The sequence below is a fragment of the Psychrobacter sp. 1Y4 genome (genome assembly GCF_051847555.1).
On record NZ_JBPYDE010000018.1, the window covers coordinates 12,736 to 35,253 of the forward strand.

Here is a 22,518-nt window from a genome sequence, read left to right on the forward strand (position 1 = left end):
ACAGATTTAATCCAAACGGCTAATACCGTCGTTAATGAGTTTTGGTGTGACAAAAATAAGCAGCTCTTCTTTTGCGTTGCTACGGACATCTTTACGGAATGCGCGACCAATATAAGGCAGATCACCTAAGAATGGCACTTTATCCACGCCATTAGAGACACGGTTTTTGAAAACACCACCAAGTACGATGGTTTGTCCATCTTCTACAATCACGTTGGTCGAGATAGAGTCTTCTGCAATAGCAACTTGATTATTGATGATAGTTGGCGTGCCATTGGTAATCATTAACTGTAGGCCAATCTTACCATCAGGTGTAATATTTGGGGTTGCCTCCAAGCTCAACGCTGCTTCTTTAAAGCTGGTAGAGGTGGCTCCACTAGCTGATGCTTCTTGATAAGGAATTTGTGTACCAGATGAAACCTTGGCGGTTTGTTTATCAGCGGTTAAGATCTTAGGAGTAGAAATAACTTCACCGCGATTGTCTGCTTGTAATGCTGACAGCTCTAGATCTAGCATGATATCTGACATAGCCAGTAGACCAAAAGCAATACTTCCCGCAGGATTCGCCACTCCCAAATCAACGTTTAGATTGTCAGGGCGACTGATATCGTAGGAAGGATAAGAGACGGTCTGTCCATTGACTGTTGTTGTCTCAACATCAAAATCTTTTAAATCCCACAAGGTTTGATTACTACCACCGACCAGTAGGTTGCGGTTATTGGCTGCGCCATTGGATAAGATACCCCAGCGTACACCGATTTCTTTACTAAAACTATCAGAGGCACTCACAATACGCGCTTCGATCATCACTTGACGTACTGGAATATCGATTTTACTAATAAGCCTATGAATATTTTCAATACTATCAGCCACATCTTTGACGATTAACATATTGGTACGTTCATCAATCGTTACCGTACCGCGATTGGACAATAGGCTATTGCTATCTTCTACGCGACTACTGTTTGAACTACCGCCAGACGGACCACTCCCCTGAGAGATAAGGTTGAACACATCTTGTGCTTTAGCATAGCTCAAACGTATATACTCAGTACGTAATGGCGCATAGGATTCGACGGCTTGCTGAGCTTCAAGCTCTTGCGCTTCTTGTGCTGCAAGCTCAATTGAAGGTGCAATCAGTATAACGTTACCATTTTCACGCTTATCTAAGTTTTTGCTTTTTAGAATAATATCTAGGGCTTGATCCCAAGGCACATTGATAAGACGGAGTGTAATATTGCCACTAACAGAGTCACTAGCAACAATGTTCATATCAGTAAACTGCGCTAAGATATCTAGTACGCTACGAATCTCAACGTCTTGAAACTCCATAGATAGTGCTTCACCACTATAGACCTTTTCTTCAAGCGTCGGTTCACGCAATAATTCAGGTTTGCTAATACTGATATTTAGCTGATTGCCTGACTGATACGCTTGATACTCATAGTCACCTGTCATGTTAATCGTAATAACACCGCTTTGACCTTGATTTTTGGTATCAACACTATCTACAAGACCACTGTTAATATTTAAACGACGTAATAAATTTCGAGGCACGGTGCTACCAGTCATACGTACTAATAGCTTGTTACCTTGGCGCTGTACATCAACTGGAATGGCCTCATTGGCGAGCACAATACTGACATTACCGCCACCATTACTCTCCGCCGTAAAATTCAAGGCACTCAGACCGTCGTAACTATATTGCTGGCTTACTTGCGAGGACGCCAGCCTAGGATCTAATAATGGGTTAACGCGAACAACCATCGTGTCAGTAGGCGCTTGTACCTTAATGGCTTCTGAGCCGGTAACGACAGGGGTAACCCCAGCACTACTGGTCTCGACGATAGGCGTCACAATCGCTGTCGTGGTCAGCGCATCGTCATTAACAATAGTAGTATTTGGTTTTGATAAAGCTCTAGAGGCTGTAGTAACAGGTACAGTCGTTACGGTTTGACTATTAGGAACTATACGATTTGGATCAGTAATAGTCAGGAGTAAATCATTGCCATCAACAGCAGTCGTATAGTCCCCACTCTGCTTTAATCCCACAATCAAACGTGTGGTACTATCGTTACTCAATGTTGTGACATCATTGACCATACCAATATTGTAATTGCTAAATCGGCTGACCAAACCATTTTGCACTTGTTCAAAATCTAGAACTAAGCGACTAGGATCATCAAGCTGATAAGCGGCAGGCAGTACTGGCGCGCCATTAAATCCTAAACGCAGCTGGGTTACCGCAGGTGCGGTCTGTACCACAGAGACATTGTCGATGCGTTCCACTGCATAAGCTGTACTACTAATAGCAATCATACTAATCGCCAACGCAGGTATTGCAAAGGCAGAAGACATACGGTTACTCATTGCCATTACCCTATTATTGCGTACTGTCATTACTTATTCCTCAAAAAATCTGCCAACTTAATTTATAGGTGAGACCAACGACTGAGGTCTTTCAATGAACCCAGCGCGGCTATCTGGCACAATTTCAATCAAATTAATCTGGGTCGGCGTGATTTCAACAATACGGCCGTCGTTTGGTCCAAGATAATCACCTACTTTAACGTTAGCGACCGAACCATCTGGACGTTGAACCAATGCATACTGTTGACCTTCAGGAGAGATCAATATGCCACGAAAAGTAAGCTGTGCAATATCGTACTGCTCAAGTGGCTGTTTGATTCGTGTAATATCAGGACGCACACCATCCGATGGTATATTTGGCCCCTGCACGTTGATGAGACTTGGCGGCAGGAACGGGCTACGCACTAAACTTGCACTATATACAAAATCTTCTACCAATTTGGCTTCTGGCGGCGGCTCGATTGGCTGCGAAGGCGAGTTGCGAATCTCACTCATTGCCTGACCTGCCATACCAATCCGATCGGTACAGCCAGTCAACGATATGGCTGCAATACTTAACATAAACAGGGCTGGGAATTTTCTAATATCCATACTAGTTGGCCTCTGCAGTATCGTCAGTAGCTGACGTGGTTACTTCATCCACCACTTCTTTTGATCGATAAGTTTTGGTTTGTAGCACTAGATTTAACTCCGGTATAGCCTCTAATGTCGGTTGCGGATTGCTAACTTCGAAATCATGCATGGTAATGATGCGTGGTAACGCTGCAAGACCACTAATAAAGCTACCAAACTGATGATATTCACCTAAAGCTGCGATGCGAATCGGCTGCTCAATGAAAAACTCGTTTTCTATTTCAGGCTCTACTGAAATATCTTGAAAGCGAATGTTGCTACCGACACCCGTCATATTGATACCCTCTACCAGCTCCGATACACGGGTATCTTTAGGTAACTGATCAAGTAAGGTATTGAATTCAGTTTCCATCTGGATTACTTGAGCTTTGTAAGCTTCTAGATGCCGTGCTCGTGACTCTTTTTGACGATAACTATCAAGTAACGTTTGTTGCTCGCTTTCGGCAGCAGTGATCTCATCAATCTTGCTACTGATAGGTAGTGCCCAAGCTAGCGCTGCAATAAACGCAACGATAAATGCAAGTACCGTCACTTTAACGGGTGTCGGCCAACTGCCATAGTTTTCTGTATCTAAAGACTCAAAGCTGCGGCGAAACTCGTTGAAATTAAACTGCTTCTTGCTACTTACTGCAGTCTTTTTAGTCTTAATTAACGTTTTTTTACGGATAAGTTTCACAACCCACCTCCAGACTCTGCGCCCTCATCATTATTGGTGCTTTCTGACTGAACTTGCGTTGTGACAACAAACTGTACATAACTGTCTTCAGGATAGATAGGACGAGACTTCTCGCCGGAGTTGATAGTTTCATTTGATGCAATGGTTGGCTGATAAGCAGTAATATTTTGCTGAATATTGCGTACGGCAGAGTTACCCATCCATTCACTACTATCTAAATTACGGATTAAGCTTGATACCACATTTGGATTGTCTGCAAGACCTGTTAAAGTTAGAAGCTCCCCTTCTCGTTTTAGATTATTGAGGTAAAGCGCAGAAGGTATGGCTTTAGCGATATCGTCCCATAAACGAACTGGTACTGGACGTCGACCTTGCAAGTCCTGAATCACTTGCATCCGTGAGATAATTTCTTCTCGGCGCTGCTCTAAGCTATCAATTTCGGTTAGCACCTTGTCCAAGCGTACATTCTCTTGCTCGATGAGAGTATTGGCATCACGCTGTTCTTCAAGCTCGTTATTAAAATAACTCCATGCTGCAAATGCAGACAATAACGCCAGCAAAGTCACTGCGACTACTAAGGTAATAAACTCTTTGTTACTACGTTCGCGTTCTTCTTGCCGCCATGGCAATAGGTTGATACGAGCCATTAGTCAAAGCTCCTTAACGCAAGGCCACAGGCAGCTAGCAAGCTTGGGGCATCAGCTTCTAATTGCTCATTGTCTATATAGGGGTCTATGGTCATGTTGATAAAAGGGTTAGCTACCGTCACCGGCACATCAAGCTTTTGCTCTACCATACTTGACAGACCTGGAATAGAGCTACTACCGCCAGCGAGCAGTACATGATCAATACTATTGTATTGGCTAGACGAAAAATAAAACTGCAAAGAGCGTGTGATTTGCTGGATAGTACTTTCGATAAAGGGCGTTAGAATTTCTGGATAATAATCATCAGGTAGGGCGCGCTCACGTTTATTGACCGTCGCTTCTTCAAATGACAAACCGTAGCGATCTTGAATCGCCTCTGTTAGTTGTGACCCGCCAAATAATTGCTCACGGCTATAAACAAATTCACCATTTTTTGCGACGTATAAGGTGGTCTGATTGTGTCCGATATCAACCAGTGCAACCAGCTCTGGCATATTAGGCAAGTTATCTGCCATCAATCCAAAAGCCCGCTCTATCGCGTGCGACTCAATATCCATAATTTTGGTTTTTAGGCCACCGAAAGTTAACGCATCAACACGCTGATCAACATTTTCTGATCTAGAGGCGGCGAGTAGTACTTGAACCAAATTGTCATCAACTAATGAGGGGCCTAGTACTTCAAAGTCTAGATTGACTTCTTCTAGTGGGTAAGGAATATACTGATCAGCGTCCAAACGTATTTGAGCTTCACGTTCGATATCGCTCAGCCCTCGATCCATATCAATAATCTTGGTAATGACTGCTGAACCTGTGACAGCTGTAGCACCATTGCCACTTGTCGTTTGGCAACGTTTTGTCAAACGAGCGATAGCGTCACCAACCGCTTCAGTATCTACAATAAGTTTATCGACGACTGTACCGGGTAGCAGCCCCTCAACTCCATATGACTTAAGGTGAAATATTCCTTGCTGACGTCGTATATCAACTAGCTTTACGGAGGTAGCACAGATATCTATCCCGACCAAATGCCGATTCTTAGAAGAAAGTAGCCTCACAGACGTTTTACCTTATATATAGTTACATTCTGATAGTTATCAGTAATAATTTACTACAATACTTTACTTAACAGACATATTCAAGCATTTAACGGTTCAGTTTGGATAAATTACACTTTTAGGATGACCTGTCTGTTTTCTTCACTGTATAATGAGATATTTGTTGCAAATTTTATTTGATAAGCCTGATTATGACCAAAAGAAACGCTACTGCTCGCCTCGTTCACTTTTTGGTGGGGATTGTTATTGCCTGTCTGGCACTTGCAATTATCCTTGCATTAACTGTGCCAATTGGCTTCTACGGTATGGCTATGTATTTGTCGCCAACCTTACCCAGTACTCAAGAAATAAAAACAGCCAGCCTTGAGATGCCCCTGCAAATATATAGTAGTGATGACAAGCTTATTGGCCAATATGGTAATCGCTTATCGCTTCCAGTTACCTTTGAAGAAATTCCTAAAAATTTGACCAATGCCTTTTTGGCTGCTGAAGACTCATCGTTCTTTCAACATAGTGGTATTAGTATTAAAGGTCTTGGTCGCGCTGTTACCGAAGCGGTCACTGACGATGAAGGTCAGACAGGTGGCTCTACTATTACTATGCAGGTCGCCAAAAATTACTTTTTAAGCCCTGAGCGTACTTTAAACAGAAAGTTAACCGAACTGTTTTTAGCGCGTAAAATGGAAGATGAGCTGAGTAAAAATGATATCCTGACGTTATATGTCAACAAAATTTATCTTGGAGAAGGTGCATACGGTATACGTGCAGCAGCCAAAAAATATTATAGTAAGTCTTTGGAGAGTCTGACCGTTGCTGAAATGGCTATGCTGGCAGGCTTACCTAAAGCGCCATCAAAGTATAATCCTGTCGCCAACCCTGATCGTGCACTCACCCGCCGTAACTGGATTATTGGTCGCATGCATGAGCTTGGTTATATCAGTGATGCTGAGCATAGCGAAGCTATAAGTGCCCCTATCGGTCTAAAACTTTATCAAGAAAAGCTTGATGTCAACATGCCTTATCTGGCAGAAATGACACGTTATGCCTTGGTCAATCGCTATGGTGAACAAGTGGTTAACGGAGGCTGGCGCGTTCGCCTTACTGTCGATAGTGAGGCACAACAAGCGGCTGAAGCAGCTATATCGAAAGGGCTAATAGCCTATGATCATCGCCATGGCTGGCGAGGTGCAGAAGCAAATGATGAGCCTTTAGAAGACTTTCGACGTTATGGCGGTATGTATCCAGCTAAAGTCACTAAAGTTAACTCACGTAGCTTTGAAGCCACAATGCCATCTGGTGAAAACGTTACGGTTAACTGGTCAGGTATGAGCTGGGCACGTAAGTATTTTTCAGCGAATCGTATTGGCTATTACCCAAGTAACGCTAAACAAATTGTGAATGAGAATGATATTATTCGCTTGGTACCGACTAATAATGGTGGTTGGAAACTGGCACAGATACCAGATGTACAAGGCAGTCTGGTTTCGCTAAATCCTGATACAGGGGCAGTCAACGCCCTAGTTGGCGGCTTTGACTTTAATCACAGTAAGTTTAATCGTGCACTGCAGGGTTGGCGTCAACCAGGTTCAACGATTAAGCCACTGGTTTATACAGCTGCCCTAGAAAAAGGCTATCGCTCAGATAGTATTGTTTCAGATCGCCCTATCCAAGTAGGTGAATGGAAACCCAAAAACTCCGATCAACGTTTTTTAGGTGACATTACCTTGCGCCGTGGTCTATACCTGTCACGCAACTTAGTCTCTATACGTTTGCTACAAGCCATTGGCATCTCAGATACACGCAATTTACTAGATCAGTTTGGGCTGGATAAAGAAAAGCTACCAACGACCTTATCGTTAGCGCTTGGTACTGGACAGGCAACGCCGTTACAAATGGCCACTGCTTATGCAAGTTTCGCCAATGGCGGGCACCGTGTTCAACCTTATTTTATTGAACAAATCTACAATTATGACAATAAATTGTTGTTTCAAGCAAATCCGCAGCAAGCGTGCGCATTGTGTTTTAATGAACAAGTCGACAGCCTTAATGCCAAACTGGTTGAAGAGTATAATCAGTCGCTTAAAGACGAAGATGACAACTCTAATGATGAGTTAGTAAATACTGATAATTTAGAAGAAGAAACTGAGCAAGCAGTCGATACTAGTAATTTAAGTATCTATGATGCCAGTCCACAAGCAGATCGTCTAAAAGCACCTGCAGTACAATACCTACATGCAAGCCAAGCACCGCGTATCTTAAAGCCAAGAGTTGCTTTTGAGATGGCTGATATTTTGCGCGATGTTGTGCAGCGCGGTACAGCGGTACGTGCAAAAGCTTTGGGTCGTAGCGATATTGGTGGTAAAACGGGCACTACCAATGAAGCCAAAGACGCTTGGTTTGCAGGGTTTCATCCAACCAGTGCCACTGTGGTCTGGATGGGCTTTGATCAACCATCGACATTAGGGCGACGTGAATATGGAGGCGTCGCAGCGCTACCAGTATGGATGGACTTTATGAAGGTACAACTAAAAGATCAACCTTACCAATGGGTTTCGATCAACAATCGTGCCAAATCCAAAAAGCAACAACAGCGTATTCTAGAGATGACTGATGATGGGATTGTCGATCCTGATGATGAAAACCAAAAGATTGACAATGTTGCGAAACCAGTGGCACCTAAACCGCAGCAGCGTAAGGCTCCTGAACCGATTGAAATAGAAGAAAGTGGAAATAACGACAGTGTTCCTCAAAATCCATTATCAGTAACGCCAGCAAAACGTATGCCCCCTATGCCAGAATAAGTTGGTTGTCGTTTTGCTGATCATGAAAATACTAAAAAGCTTGTTCAATGAATATTGAGCAAGCTTTTTAACGTTGGATATCTAAATATTAAACCCTTCTACTAAGCTTACCAATAGCCCGCTTTGCAAAAGCTCATCCCTCTACTTTTATAATCTATTTAAAACTCTACCATGCCTGCACGTAATTGCTCGATCAGTTCTAAAAACTGTTGTCGCCACTCACGTATAGTCGCTTCATCAGGTAGCCACTGATTCGATAGTGTGACTACATTCACAATGAGGTCACGCGGTTCTTGCTCCAAGTCATTTATATTGATGCCTTTGTCGATAATCCGATCTGGCAATACTGCATATAAACAACGTTGATAAGCGCGTTCTACATTTGCCAAAAACCCTTGCTGCTGCAATTGCTGCAAACGCTGCACCTCTGGTGATATTTGAGTACGTTCTTTAAGTGCTAGCTCAATACTTTCTAAAGTTGGCGCTGACATATCTAGACTATAAAATTGTGCAAGCTCTTGCATAAACGCTAAAAAAGTACCGTACAAATGAAAAATAGCGGTTTCACAATGAGCTTGATACAACTGTTTATCATTGCTATCGCCCGCTGCCTGACAGGCCAGGCGACAAAAATACAGCTTTTGATTGGTTCGATCAGCTTGGTATTTGGCAACACGCCCTTTACCTGCCATATGTTTATCCTCATAAATAATAAAATAGGAGCGACTCATAAAGTTGCTTTTAGCAGTGTACTATTTTATCGGTTGATAAAACTATTAGTTTTTTAGTTTTTACGCCCATAAAAAAGCCAGCAACATGGCTGGCTTTTTTACTCTGATTACAATGATATGTTAAGCATCTATGATTAAGATTGGCTATCTTGATTAAGCTCTTGCGCAAAAGCCTCGTCAAAACTGGCAAAGTCTTTACTATCAGTACTAGCAGACATATCAAAAGCTGCATTGATATCATTGTCTTGTAGCGTTTGCTCCGCTTTTTCTTTGCGGGTTTTGTGATACGCAAGACCTGTACCTGCAGGGATCAGTCGACCAACAACCACGTTTTCTTTTAGACCACGTAATTCATCTACCTTACCAGTAACAGCGGCAGCAGTTAGTACACGAGTGGTCTCTTGGAACGATGCCGCTGAGATGAAGCTTTCGGTTGCAAGACTTGCTTTAGTGATACCAAGCAATTGACGCTCATACTGTACTGGGAATTTATCTTCCTCAGCAAGCTTTGCATTCAATGCGATAAGATCTGCATATTCAGCTTGATCACCTTTAAAGTGGCTTGAATCACCACCATCAGTGATCTCAACCTTACGTAGCATTTGACGAATAATAACTTCGATATGCTTGTCGTTGATCTTCACACCTTGTAAGCGGTAAACATCCTGTACTTCGTTAACGATATAGTTGGCAAGGGCCGTTTGACCTTTTAAACGTAAGATATCGTGCGGGTTTTGTGGACCATCAGCAATAACCTCACCACGTGCCACCGTCTCATTTTCAAAGACGTTGATCTGACGCCATTTCGGGATTAGCTCTTCATGTACTTCGCCGTCTTCATTGGTAATAATAAAGCGATTTTTGCCTTTGGTTTCTTTACCAAAGCTAACCACACCTGTCATCTCTGCCATGATGGCGTGATCTTTTGGACGACGCGCCTCAAACAAGTCAGCCACACGTGGTAGACCACCAGTGATATCTTTTGTACCTGAAGTTGCTTGTGGTACACGGCCTAAGATAGAACCTGCGGCTACTTTCTCACCATCGCTAACACGAATAATCGTTTCAGCAGGTAAGAAGTAAACAACTTCTTTGCCTTCATCAGTATTCAAAATGATGGCAGGACGTAAATCTTTTGCCGTACTTGAACGATCACGAGTAGCTAGAATTTCAAACGAGCTCATACCAGTTGCGTCATCAACTTTTACCGTGGCAGTCATACCATCAGTAATATCGCTAAAGCGTGCTGTACCCGCAAATTCTGTAATGATTGGATGCGTATGCGGATCCCATTTAGCGATCGTCTGACCACCATCAACCTGCTCTTCGTTCTTAACCAACACACTTGAACCGTAAGGTACTTTATAACGCTCACGCTCGCGACCTAAATCATCAGTAATGGCGATCTCAGCTGAACGCGATACGATGACTAAGTGACCGTCCGTATGTTCAACCGTTTTCATGTTTTCAAAATGCGCTTGACCTGCGTTACGCACAGAGATGCTGTTATCGACAGATGCTGAGCTTGCCGCCCCGCCGACGTGGAAAGTACGCATGGTTAGCTGAGTACCAGGCTCACCGATAGACTGCGCTGCCATAACACCCACTGATTCACCGATATTAACTTTATGACCACGAGCCAAATCACGACCATAACATTGAGAGCAAACACCATGAGCGACATTACAAGTAATCACTGAGCGCACCCAAATATCATCGATTGCATTTTCATCGAGAATATTTACCCACTGCTCATCGATCAACGTACCCGCTGGAACCAATACTTTTGTTTCATCATTGTTATACGTCACATCACGTGCTGTCACACGGCCCAAGACGAGCTCACCAAGTTTTTCAATGATCTCACCACCTTGAATATGCGGTGTCATAAGTAAGCCTTGCTCAGTACCACAGTCATCAGTGGTAATAACCAAGTCTTGTGCAACATCGACCAAACGACGAGTCAGATAACCTGAGTTAGCCGTTTTCAATGCGGTATCTGCTAGACCTTTACGCGCACCGTGAGTAGAGATAAAGTACTGTAGTACCGTTAAGCCTTCACGGAAGTTGGCTTTAATTGGCGTCTCAATAATTGAGCCATCCGGTTTGGCCATCAAGCCACGCATACCAGCAAGCTGACGAATCTGAGCGGCACTACCACGAGCGCCTGAGTCCGACATGATGTAAATTGAGTTAAAGGATTTTTGCTCTTCTTCCTCACCTTGAGCATTGATGACTTTGTCAGTAGCCAAGTTGTCCATCATTGCTTTTGCAACTTTGTCATTGGTACGTGACCAAATATCGACCACTTTATTATAACGCTCACCAGCAGTTACAAAACCTTGCTCAAACTGATCTTCAATCTCGCGTACTTCTGCCTCTGCCGTCTCAATAATCTGCTTTTTGCTAGGTGGAATAACCATGTCATCCAAGCCAATTGACACACCAGATAAGGTTGCTTGAGCAAAACCTAGGTACATCAATTGGTCAGCAAACATGACACTACCTTTGGCGCCCATCTTACGATAGCAAGAGTTAATCAGACGCGAGATATTTTTCTTCGTCATCTCTTGGTTGCACTCATCAAACACCATACCTTTTGGCATAATATTCCAGATAAGCAGACGACCGGCAACTGTATCTTTTAAGGTAACTTCTTTGGTTTCGTGGCCTTCTTCGTCGACATACGTTTCAGTAACACGTACTTTTATCTTAGCATTCACATGCAAGTCATTTGAACCAATCGCACGTAAGGCTTCATTAACAGTGGCAAAGACCATGCCTTCGCCTTTAGCATTCACTGATGAACGGCTAATATAATACAAACCAAGTACTACATCTTGCGACGGTACAATAATTGGATCACCATTTGCAGGTGACAAGATATTGTTAGTCGACATCATCAAGGCACGTGATTCAAGCTGTGCCTCTAGCGTCAATGGCACGTGTACTGCCATTTGGTCACCATCAAAGTCAGCGTTAAACGCAGTACAAACGAGCGGATGTAACTGAATCGCTTTACCTTCAATAAGTACTGGCTCGAACGCTTGTAAACCCAAACGGTGTAGCGTTGGCGCACGGTTTAGTAGTACTGGATGCTCACGGATAACCATGGCCAGCATATCCCACACTTGCGGCTCTTCACGCTCGACCATCTTTTTGGCCGCTTTAATCGTGGTTGCCATACCATGTGACAATAGTTTGGAATAAGTAAACGGCTTGAACAGCTCAAGTGCCATTTTCTTTGGTAGACCACACTGATGTAGACGTAGCGTTGGACCTACTACGATGACCGAACGACCTGAGTAATCGACACGTTTACCAAGCAAGTTTTGACGGAAACGGCCTTGCTTACCTTTGATCATATCAGCCAAAGATTTTAATGGACGCTTATTACTACCAGTAATCGCACGACCGCGACGACCGTTATCAAGTAGCGCATCGACTGATTCTTGTAGCATACGTTTTTCATTACGTACGATAATATCAGGCGCGCTTAGCTCTAATAGACGCTTTAGACGGTTGTTACGGTTGATAACACGGCGATACAAATCGTTTAGATCTGAGGTCGCAAAACGCCCACCTTCTAGTGGTACTAACGGACGTAGATCCGGTGGTAGTACTGGCAAGATGGTCATTACCATCCACTCAGGCTTGTTATTAGAATCACGGAACGCTTCTAATAATTTGAGACGCTTAGACATCTTTTTAAGCTTAGTCTCAGAGCCTGTCTGCGGAATAGCTTCACGCAGCTCATCAATCTCTAAATCTAGATCGATGTCTTTTAATAGATCTTGTACGGCTTCAGCACCCATCTTGGCGACAAACTCATCACCAAACTCTTCAAGCGCTTTATAGTAGTCTTCATCATCAAGCAGCTGATATTTCTCTAAACTAGTTAGACCTGGCTCAGTGACGATATAGCTTTCAAAATACAATACGCGTTCAATATCGCGCAAAGTCATATCCAACAACAAACCAATACGGCTTGGCAACGATTTTAAAAACCAAATATGCGCAACTGGGCTAGCAAGGTCAATATGACCCATGCGATCACGACGAACTTTAGCGGTAGTGACTTCAACGCCGCACTTTTCACAGATTACGCCTTGGAACTTACGACGTTTGTATTTACCACATAAGCATTCGAAATCTTTAACTGGACCAAATATTTTGGCACAGAACAGACCGTCACGCTCAGGCTTGAAAGTACGATAGTTAATCGTTTCAGGCTTTTTAACTTCACCATGCGACCATGATTTAATAACATCAGGTGACGCTAAGGTAATTTGAATACTATCAAACTCACGATTACCGCTAGCGGTAGGGCTTTGCATAATATCGAGTAAATCTTTCAAGTTGCTTCTCCGTTATCTTTACAATCATCTGGCCGCGTTATACAACGTAAAGCGGATAAGATGAATGAAGGCAATGAATAGGGTTGAGATAAATAACTAAAAGCAGCAGCAATGTGGCGTGCTGCCTTTAGTGTGACACCTAAGTTTAGAATCAATGAATCTTTTAAACTTAGTGGGTCTCTTTTAACTCAATATTAAGACCTAGTGATTTGATTTCTTTGGTCAGTACGTTAAACGATTCAGGCATACCTGGATCCATATACTGCTCTCCATCAACGATGTTTTTATACATACGCGTACGGCCTTCAACATCATCTGATTTCACTGTTAGCATCTCTTGCAACGTATAGGTCGCACCATAGGCTTCTAGTGCCCATACTTCCATCTCACCGAAGCGCTGACCACCAAACTGAGCTTTACCACCTAGCGGCTGCTGCGTGACTAATGAGTAAGAACCCGTTGAACGCGCATGCATCTTGTCATCAACCAAGTGGTTAAGTTTAAGCATATACATATAACCGACTGTCACTTTACGATCAAACTTCTGACCTGTACGACCATCATATAATGTTTGCTGACCATCTCTTGATAAACCAGCAAGCTCAAGTAAATCTTTGACTTGATGTTCATGAGCGCCGTCAAATACTGCTGTACCCATCGGTACACCTTCACGTAAATTACCTGCTAGCGTCATGATATCTTCATCAGATAAGCTATCAAGATCAACGCTTTCGCCGCCAACTTTGTTATAGATTTGATCTAAGAAATCACGTAGATCAGCCATAGCTGCTTGTGCTTTAAGCATACCGTCGATCTTATCGCCCAAGCCCTTTGCTGCCATACCTAAGTGTGTCTCTAATACCTGACCGATGTTCATACGCGATGGTACACCTAGCGGGTTCAATACGATGTCAACAGTATTACCATGCTCGTCATAAGGCATGTCTTCAACTGGCATAATTCGTGATACCACACCTTTGTTACCATGACGGCCAGCCATCTTATCACCAGGCTGAATACGACGTTTAACCGCTAAATATACTTTAACAATTTTTTGTACGCCATGTTGTAGATCGTCACCTGCCGTTAGTTTGCGTTTTTTCTCAGCAAACTTCACGTCGATATCTTTTTGCTTATCAACCAAGTAATCAGCGATTTGCGTTAGGCGCTCAGAGATTTCCTCTTCAACTGGTTGAATATCAAGCAAGGTCTCAAGGCTCATATCTTTCATATCAGCCAATGCCATAACCGTACCCGCTTTTAAACCAGCACCGCCGCTGACTTTTTGGCCATCTAACAGATTACCAATACGTCCACGGGCTGCTTCTTCAAAGATACGTAGCTCTTCTTTTAAATCTTTACGATAGCTATCGAGCTGTGATTTTTCAATCGCTCTTGCCCGTGCGTCTTTTTCAACGCCGTCACGGGTAAAGACCTGTACATCGATAACTGTGCCTTTGCTTGATGTTGGAACACGCAGTGAAGTGTCTTTTACATCAGCAGCCTTTTCACCAAAGATAGCCCGTAGCAGTTTCTCTTCTGGCGTTAGTTGCGTCTCACCTTTTGGTGTGACTTTACCAACTAAGATATCGCCTGCATCAACTTCAGCACCGATATAAACAATACCTGCTTCATCCAGACTTGATAAAGCAGCCTCACCTACGTTTGGAATATCAGCTGTGATTTCTTCTGTTCCAAGCTTGGTATCACGCGCCACACAAGTCAACTCTTGGATATGAATCGTAGTAAAGCGATCTTCTTTAACGACTTTTTCAGATAGCAAGATTGAATCTTCAAAGTTGTAACCATTCCACGGCATAAATGCGATACGAATGTTCTGACCTAGCGCTAGCTCACCAAGATCCGTTGACGGACCATCAGCCAAGATATCACCCAAAGCAATTTCATCACCTTGGTTGACGATGATACGTTGGTTAATACAAGTGTTTTGGTTAGAGCGTGTGTATTTGATTAAGTTATAGATATCGATACCCGCTTCACCAGCAGTCATCTCGTCTTCGTTTACACGAACAACGATACGTGAGGCATCAACATCTTCAATCACACCGCCACGTTTAGCGATAACACAAACACCTGAGTCACGCGCAACGTGACGCTCCATTCCAGTACCAACCAAAGGCTTATCAGCACGTAATGTAGGAACTGCCTGACGCTGCATGTTAGAACCCATTAAGGCACGGTTTGCATCATCATGTTCAAGGAATGGAATTAGGCCTGCTGCTACTGATACAACCTGACTGGGTGACACATCCATATGCGTCACTTTTTCTGGCGGCATACGTACAAATTCGCCATAGCTACGCACACTAACCATCTCATCAGACAGTTCGCCATCTCCAGTCATTGGTGAGTCAGCTTGTGCAATCACAGTACCGACCTCTTCGATGGCTGATAGATACTCGATCATATCAGTTACTTTACCATCAACCACACGGCGATAAGGAGTCTCTAAGAAACCAAAGCTATTGGTTTTAGCAAACGTCGCTAGTGAGTTGATAAGGCCAATGTTTGGACCTTCAGGTGTCTCAATCGGACAAACACGACCATAATGCGTATCATGTACGTCACGTACTTCAAAACCTGCACGCTCACGCGTTAGACCACCTGGTCCTAATGCTGATACACGGCGTTTATGGGTCACTTCAGACAATGGATTGTTTTGATCCATAAACTGTGACAATTGGCTTGAACCAAAGAACTCTTTTACCGCAGCAGCTACTGGCTTAGAGTTGATCAAATCTTGCGGTGATAAATTATCAGATTCTGCTGATGATAGACGCTCTTTAACTGCACGCTCAACACGAACCAAACCAACACGGAATTGGTTTTCGGCCATCTCGCCTACTGAACGAATACGGCGGTTACCTAGATGGTCAATATCATCAACTTCACCGCGACCGTTACGGATTTCAATCAGCTCTTTTAATACATTAACAATATCATCATTGGTCAAAACGCTACGAGCACGTTGAGTGTCAGCATCATCAGTATCTTCAAACTCTAAACCTAGACGGCGGTTAAATTTCATACGACCGACGTTTGACAAGTCATAACGATCAGCATTGAAGAACATACTTTCAAACAGCTTTTCAGCAGTCTCAACTGTTGGCGGCTCACCTGGACGCATAACTTTATAGATCTCGATTAGTGCTTCTTCACGAGTCGAGGTACTATCAGCACGTAGCGTATCAGCGATGTAACTGCCTTGATCAATATCATTGGTAAATAGGATACTGAACTCTTTGATAGAATCACTGGCTTCATATGAGCTAAGTTTAACCAGCAATTCATGATCTATAAGTGTATTGGCGCGAGCGATAACTTCATCGTTAACGATGATGTCTTCTGCTAAAATACGCTCATATAGGTATTCATCAGGCACCGCAATCTTGGTCATACCGGCTTCTTCAAGCTGACGGATACGGCGGGCATTAATACGTTTGCCTTGCTCAACAATGACATCACCATCAGGCGAGACAATATCAAACTGTGCCATTTCACCGCGTAAACGATCAGCAACCAAATCAATCTCAAATTGCTCATCGCCTTTATAAACCGCGACTTTATCAAAGAACAAATCTAAAATCTCAGAAGTACTCAAACCCAAAGCACGTAGGATAATAGAAGCAAGTAGTTTACGACGGCGATCAATACGTGCAAAGACTAAGTCTTTGGCATCAAATTCGAAGTCAAGCCATGAACCACGGTAAGGAATGATACGAGCGTTATAAAGCACTTTACCACTTGAATGCGACTTACCTTTATCATGGTCAAAGAATACACCAGGTGAACGATGTAATTGAGAGACGATAACTCGTTCAGTACCGTTGATGATGAAAGTACCATTGTCTGTCATTAAAGGCATTTCACCCATATAGACACTTTGCTCACGAATATCTTTGATAGCCGCTTTGCTGTCTTTATCTTTGCTGTCTTTGTCTTTGATGATCAAACGAATTTTGACACGCATCGGTGCAGCAAACGTTGAACCACGTAAGATACACTCACGCTCATCAAATTCAGGCGTGCCTAAATAGTACTCAACAAATTGTAGCTCTGCGTTGCCAGAGTGACTCTCAATTGGGAAAATAGAGGAATACGCAGCTTGCAAACCAGTATTCTCACGAGCTTTTGGCTTTTTATGCTCTTGCAAAAATTGCTCGTAAGAATCTACTTGGATAGACAATAAGTATGGAATGTCCATCACAGTGGGCAATTCAGCAAAACTTTTGCGAATACGCTTTTTTTCAGTATAAGAATATGCCATCGAGAGTCCTTACAGTAGACGTGAAAACAAATGAAAAGCGTGGCCAACTTGCATAAATATTATGCAGATTTAGCGACGTAAACGATAATAAAATAAAAATTCTTACTAAAACTGTTCTATATAGATTGACGCTTCTAACAGAATAGTCATTTAACTGAGCTAAAATACAATTATCATGACGCAAAATAATGTAGTAAATTCAACACATTAACACGAATATATGAGCGCTTTTACTTAAGATTTCAATAGCAAACCTTGCAGATACTCCAGCATTTATCTTTGAATTATATTAAACATATACAATATGAAATGTATCGTCGTTAATACTTGCCGTCTACAAACCACTTGCCGGTAGTAAACCATGCTAGACTATTTAGAATTAAAATTAGGATTAATATAAATACTAGTAATAAAAGGAAAGTATGCAAGCACAAAAAAATGCCAAACGTCTAACGACATTTAGCTTACGTTAACTAACTTCAAAAACTGGCGTGTTTGCGTACATGTATATCGTGTGTCCTTTTGATAGGTATCCACCGCATTAATGCGTACGTATATTGGCAGACACAAAAGGTCAAGCTACGAATTATAATAAAAAAAAGCCGATGATGCAAGGCATCATCAGCTTTTTTTTCGTAACGCGTTGAACTTATTTTAGTTCAACAGTAGCGCCAGCTTCTTCAAGTTTCTTTTTCAACTCTTCAGCTTCAGCTTTAGATGCGCCTTCTTTGATAGGAGCTGGAGCGCTCTCAACCAAATCTTTCGCTTCTTTTAGGCCAAGACCAGTCGCTTCGCGAACGGCTTTAATTACGCCAACTTTCTTTTCGCCAAAGCTAGCAAGAACAACGTCAAATTCGTCTTTTTCTTCAGCAGCAGCGCCACCTTCAGCAGCAGCAGCAGGTGCAGCTGCAGCTACAGCAGCTGTTACGCCGAACTTTTCTTCCATGTCGCTGATTAATTCAACGATATCCATTACTGACATTTCAGCGATTGCGTTTAACACATCTTCTTTAGATAGTGCCATGTGAACTCTCCGTTATCTGATAAAAATTAATAAATTCTAATATCACTTTGATTGCTTGCCAAAATCTAAAATAGAATTGACAGTAAACTGCAATCAGCGATGTTAAAGTTACGTTAAAACAAGCAATTAAGCAGCTTCTTTTGCATCTTTGATTGCCGCTACAGTGCGAACAAACTTACTAGGAACAGCGTTCATAGTCTGGACAAGCTTGGTCACTGGTGCGTTCATAGTAGCCATCAAGATAGAGATTGCTTCGTCGCGAGTTGGTAGCTTCGATACGCGCTCTAGCTCTTCTGGACCATAAACTTCACCACCGACTGATACCAATTTGGTCTCTAAAGCTTTGTTCTCTTTACTAAAGTCAAAAACGACTCTAGCTGCAGATCCCAAGTCTTCCATAGAGAAAGCCAAAAGTAGTGGACCAGTCATACGGTCTGACATACCCTCAAACTTAGTGCCTTCAAAAGCGCGTTTTGCTAGGGTGTTTTTCACCACTTTTAAAACGACACCTTTTTCACGAGCTTGTTCGCGCAGCTGTGTAAGCTTTGCAACACCAATACCGTGATATTCGGCAGCTACTGCTGAGTAAGCATTAGCAGCAACTTCAGACACTTCAGCCACAACTTGTTGTTTTTGTTCTAGCGTTAATGCCATAAGTTGACTCCTTTAATCTTATCAATCAGCCAATAATTTGAATGTTTAAAACAACGCTTTAATCATCTAAACAACTGGCTTTAATTGACTTGATACGACACGTTATCGGGAATTTAAATACAATTAAAAACTCACCAATAACGACTGATTACGGCACCGTTATCAGAATGACATCGAGTAATAGGTCGTCCTATTGGCTCTTATCAACAACTGGGTGGGTCACCGTCTGCGTAGGACAACTAAGATTTTCATCTGTCATCGATTAACAAAAGCAGCTCATTAGTATTAATAATCAGTATTAAATACTTTTAAACTGCTCTCTACCTACGGTCTTAGACAGCGTAGCAACTGCTACGCTGACCTAATTCTTTAAAATGATTGGTACTAGTTATTCAAACTTATCAAATAAATAGTATTTATTTAGCAACACGGTAGGGAACAGGATCGATTGTAAGACCTGGACCCATGGTGCTAGATAAGGTAATTTTTTTGATAAAAGTACCTTTAGATGTAGCAGGTTTTGCACGTTTTAGATCAGATAGCAAAGCTTGAGCATTTTGAATAACTTGCTCAGCAGTAAAACCAACTTGACCGATAGTGGTATGAATAATACCCGCTTTATCAACGCGATACTGTGCTTGACCCGCTTTTGCGTTCGTCACTGCTTCAGCAACGTTTGGCGTTACTGTACCGACTTTTGGGTTAGGCATTAGACCACGAGGACCTAAAATAGTACCTAATTGACCAACAACACGCATTGCATCAGGAGCAGCAATAACAACGTCAAAGTCCATGTTACCAGCTTTGATCTGTTCAGCTAAATCTTCAAAACCAACGATATCAGCACCGGCTTCTTTAGCAGCTTCAGCAGCAGCACCTTGAGCAAATACTGCAACGCGTTTGGTTTTACCCGTACCCGCAGGTAGGTTAGTAGCTCCACGAACGACCTGATCAGATTTACGTGGATCAACACCCAAGTTTACAGCGATGTCGATAGACTCTTTGAATTTTAGCGCTGGTAAATCATTTAAGATTTGTACCGCTTCTTCAATAGTGTACTGCTTTTCGTTATCGATACGGCTGTTAATTTCTTTTTGGCGTTTGGTTAACTTAGACATTATACACCCTCCACGGTAATACCCATTGAACGAGCGGTACCAGCAACGGTACGAATAGCAGCATCAAGATCAGCAGCAGTCAAATCTGCATTTTTAGTCTTAACGATTTCTTCTAGTTGCGCACGATCAACTTTACCGACTTTAGCAGTATTAGGCGTACCTGAGCCTTTAGCGATCCCAGCAGCTTTACGCAATAAGAACGCAGCTGGTGGTGACTTCATAATGAAGGTAAAAGACTTGTCGTTGTAGACTGTAATCTCAGTTGGAATCGGCAGACCCGGCTCTTGGTTAGAGGTCGCAGCGTTGAACTCTTTACAGAACGCCATGATATTCACACCTTTTTGACCCAATGCTGGACCGATCGGTGGTGAAGGATTTGCTTTACCTGCAGGCACTTGCAGTTTGATGTAACCATCAATCTTCTTAGCCATGTTACTCTCCTAAATGGGTGATAGCGCCAAATCAATATCATATGGTAACGTTATTGATTAACAGCTCCCCTGTTGATGAATTTTTTGCGGGTTTAGTCTAGCTTTTCAACCTTACTAAACTCAAGCTCAACCTGAGTCGGTCGATTAAATACATTTACCGTTAATTGCAATTTAGATTTTTCGTAATCTACTTTTTCTACCAACCCTTTAAAGTCAGTAAATGGGCCATCAATGACCAATAATTCTTCGCCTGGCTCAAATAATGTTTTTGGACGCGGATTGGTTTCATTTTGGTTCAAACGGTTTAGAATACGATCTGCTTCTACTTGCGTAATTGGCGCAGGTGTTTCGGGAGTGCCACCGACAAAGCCCATAATGCGTGGACAGTCTTTGACAATATGCCAAGTGTTGTCGTTCATTTCCATTTGAATCAATACATATCCTGGAAAAAACTTACGCTCACTTTTGCGTTTTTTACCGTCTTTCATCTCCACCACTTCTTCGGTAGGAACCAATACATCACCGAAATTTTCTGCGAAGTCACTACGATTAATACGCTCGATTAATGAGCGTTGTACTTGTTTTTCATATCCTGAAAACGCTTGGACAATATACCAACGCATATCACGCTCCTAATCGCTATAAGTAAAAGTTTGGGTCAAAAGAGACTAATACGCTCTTATTAACCAATAAATATACCAACAAACCAATTAAAAAAGTTATCCAACAACCAAATAAAAAGACCTACAATCGCAATCACAACAATCACTTGCCATGTGTATTGAAAGGTTTCGTCTTTACCAGGCCAGGTGACACGACGTAATTCAACTGCCGCATCCTTTAATAATATTTTAAATGCACGTCCCTGATGGGTTAATATCAAACATACTAACGCAAGTACGACAAGCACGGCAATAATCCCGATACGGACCCAAACGTCATTAGCAGGCTGCCAATAACCGGGTAAGTATTGGTTGACTAAAGTCGCACCAATTAATGCTACTGCGGCAAGAAGCCACAAAATCAAATCTTTGATAGAGCCTGTCTTAGCAACTTCAACAGCTGTTGTTTTATTACCTGCTGAGACATGCTTACCTTTAGTCAGCATTCCGCTAGCCGTCGCCTTGGCATCAGATAACTTGGTCTCGAGGTTATCTTGATTGTTGCTCATAAAGAACTCGCTTCGGAGATGGTGAGGTATAACAAAGATATGATAAGAAGATGGCAGGCGATGTAGGACTCGAACCTACAACCCTCGGTTTTGGAGACCGATGCTCTACCAATTGAGCCAATCGCCTATGGGTGTTAAGGCTGATAATTATACCTATCTTTAATTAGAATGCAAGTTTTAAGTCCATATTTTATAACTTTAATTCAACAAATAAGAAATTTTTAGCAAACTAAGTGCATTCAAGGCTTAATAGAATAAATATATAACATTATAACGCATAATTACTTATAGATTGATAACTCAATTGAAAGCCAATATTTATTGATTTTAACCATTTTTTATCATTTAATGATCGTTTGATTTACTGTGATGCTACGGCCAACCTGTTGTAAGCATAGAGTCAATTTGAATAGTAAATTTTTACTATCGAAATAGACAAGTCATAAAAACATACAAATTAGTCAAAAAAAAGCCACCCTTATACAAGGATGGCTTTTTAACTAAAGGCTTCACACTCATCAGACTAAGCTGAATGCAGCAAACCTTGCAATGTCTTCTTAG

At 42.3% G+C, this 22,518-nt stretch carries 15 protein-coding genes and 1 tRNA gene; 1 reads left to right on the forward strand and 15 read right to left on the reverse strand.

Going from position 1 to position 22,518, the window contains the following annotated elements:
* Positions 1 to 6 precede the first annotated feature (6 nt).
* From pilQ to ACS8FC_RS12835, 5 genes are read right to left on the reverse strand one after another with little or no spacing between them, the layout of a single operon-like run.
* Positions 7 to 2,400 carry a type IV pilus secretin PilQ gene (gene pilQ, locus ACS8FC_RS12815; RefSeq protein WP_439297076.1) on the reverse strand — a complete coding sequence of 798 codons (2,394 nt, stop codon included), beginning with the start codon at positions 2,398 to 2,400 and terminating at the stop codon, positions 7 to 9.
* Positions 2,401 to 2,427: 27 nt separating this feature from the next.
* Entirely contained in the window at positions 2,428 to 2,961 is a 534-nt protein-coding gene (locus tag ACS8FC_RS12820) for a pilus assembly protein PilP (RefSeq protein WP_439297077.1), read from the reverse strand.
* Between the two features lies 1 nt (position 2,962).
* Complete coding sequence (locus ACS8FC_RS12825) at positions 2,963 to 3,679, reverse strand: type IV pilus inner membrane component PilO (RefSeq protein WP_439263560.1); 717 nt, start codon at positions 3,677 to 3,679, stop codon at positions 2,963 to 2,965.
* Complete coding sequence (locus ACS8FC_RS12830; protein ID WP_299217919.1) at positions 3,676 to 4,326, reverse strand: PilN domain-containing protein; 651 nt, start codon at positions 4,324 to 4,326, stop codon at positions 3,676 to 3,678. Before ACS8FC_RS12830 ends, ACS8FC_RS12825 begins: the two co-directional genes overlap by 4 nt.
* Positions 4,326 to 5,381 (reverse strand): pilus assembly protein PilM, encoded by a 1,056-nt coding sequence (locus ACS8FC_RS12835; protein WP_439297078.1) that lies wholly within the window; start codon positions 5,379 to 5,381, stop codon positions 4,326 to 4,328. The genes ACS8FC_RS12830 and ACS8FC_RS12835 overlap by 1 nt, the downstream gene beginning before the upstream one ends.
* A 191-nt stretch (positions 5,382 to 5,572) precedes the next feature.
* Here ACS8FC_RS12835 and ACS8FC_RS12840 point away from each other — a divergent pair, with 191 nt between their 5' ends.
* On the forward strand, positions 5,573 to 8,182 hold the full coding sequence (locus ACS8FC_RS12840; RefSeq protein ID WP_439263564.1) for a penicillin-binding protein 1A: 2,610 nt from the start codon (positions 5,573 to 5,575) through the stop codon (positions 8,180 to 8,182).
* 158 nt (positions 8,183 to 8,340) lie between these two features.
* On the opposite strand, the gene ACS8FC_RS12845 is transcribed toward ACS8FC_RS12840, so the two are convergent.
* From ACS8FC_RS12845 to ACS8FC_RS12890, 10 genes are all read right to left on the reverse strand, one after another.
* Positions 8,341 to 8,874, reverse strand: a complete 534-nt coding sequence (locus ACS8FC_RS12845) for a DUF6586 family protein (RefSeq protein ID WP_439263576.1) — start codon at positions 8,872 to 8,874, stop codon at positions 8,341 to 8,343.
* Positions 8,875 to 9,047: 173 nt separating this feature from the next.
* Positions 9,048 to 13,271 carry a DNA-directed RNA polymerase subunit beta' gene (gene rpoC / locus ACS8FC_RS12850; RefSeq protein ID WP_439263566.1) on the reverse strand — a complete coding sequence of 1,408 codons (4,224 nt, stop codon included), beginning with the start codon at positions 13,269 to 13,271 and terminating at the stop codon, positions 9,048 to 9,050.
* Between the two features lie 169 nt (positions 13,272 to 13,440).
* The gene (gene rpoB, locus ACS8FC_RS12855) at positions 13,441 to 17,559 is read right to left on the reverse strand and encodes a DNA-directed RNA polymerase subunit beta (RefSeq protein ID WP_439297079.1); all 4,119 of its coding nucleotides are present in this window, start codon (positions 17,557 to 17,559) and stop codon (positions 13,441 to 13,443) included.
* Positions 17,560 to 18,208: 649 nt separating this feature from the next.
* Positions 18,209 to 18,583, reverse strand: a complete 375-nt coding sequence (gene rplL, locus ACS8FC_RS12860) for a 50S ribosomal protein L7/L12 (protein ID WP_299217930.1) — start codon at positions 18,581 to 18,583, stop codon at positions 18,209 to 18,211.
* A gap of 126 nt (positions 18,584 to 18,709) precedes the next feature.
* Positions 18,710 to 19,237, reverse strand: coding sequence for a 50S ribosomal protein L10 (gene rplJ, locus ACS8FC_RS12865; RefSeq protein ID WP_439263570.1), 528 nt, complete (start codon positions 19,235 to 19,237; stop codon positions 18,710 to 18,712).
* 416 nt (positions 19,238 to 19,653) lie between these two features.
* On the reverse strand, positions 19,654 to 20,355 hold the full coding sequence (gene rplA / locus ACS8FC_RS12870) for a 50S ribosomal protein L1 (RefSeq protein WP_439263572.1): 702 nt from the start codon (positions 20,353 to 20,355) through the stop codon (positions 19,654 to 19,656).
* Positions 20,355 to 20,786: a 50S ribosomal protein L11 gene (rplK, locus tag ACS8FC_RS12875; protein ID WP_299217936.1), complete on the reverse strand. Its 432-nt coding sequence runs from the start codon at positions 20,784 to 20,786 to the stop codon at positions 20,355 to 20,357. Before rplK ends, rplA begins: the two co-directional genes overlap by 1 nt.
* Positions 20,787 to 20,878: 92 nt before the next feature.
* A complete protein-coding gene (gene nusG / locus ACS8FC_RS12880; protein ID WP_299217938.1) occupies positions 20,879 to 21,409 on the reverse strand; it encodes a transcription termination/antitermination protein NusG in 531 nt (176 codons plus the stop codon).
* A 59-nt stretch (positions 21,410 to 21,468) separates the two neighbouring features.
* A complete protein-coding gene (secE, locus tag ACS8FC_RS12885; protein ID WP_439263574.1) occupies positions 21,469 to 21,957 on the reverse strand; it encodes a preprotein translocase subunit SecE in 489 nt (162 codons plus the stop codon).
* 51 nt (positions 21,958 to 22,008) lie between these two features.
* Positions 22,009 to 22,084 (reverse strand) — tRNA-Trp (locus ACS8FC_RS12890).
* Between the last annotated feature and the right edge of the window lie 434 nt (positions 22,085 to 22,518).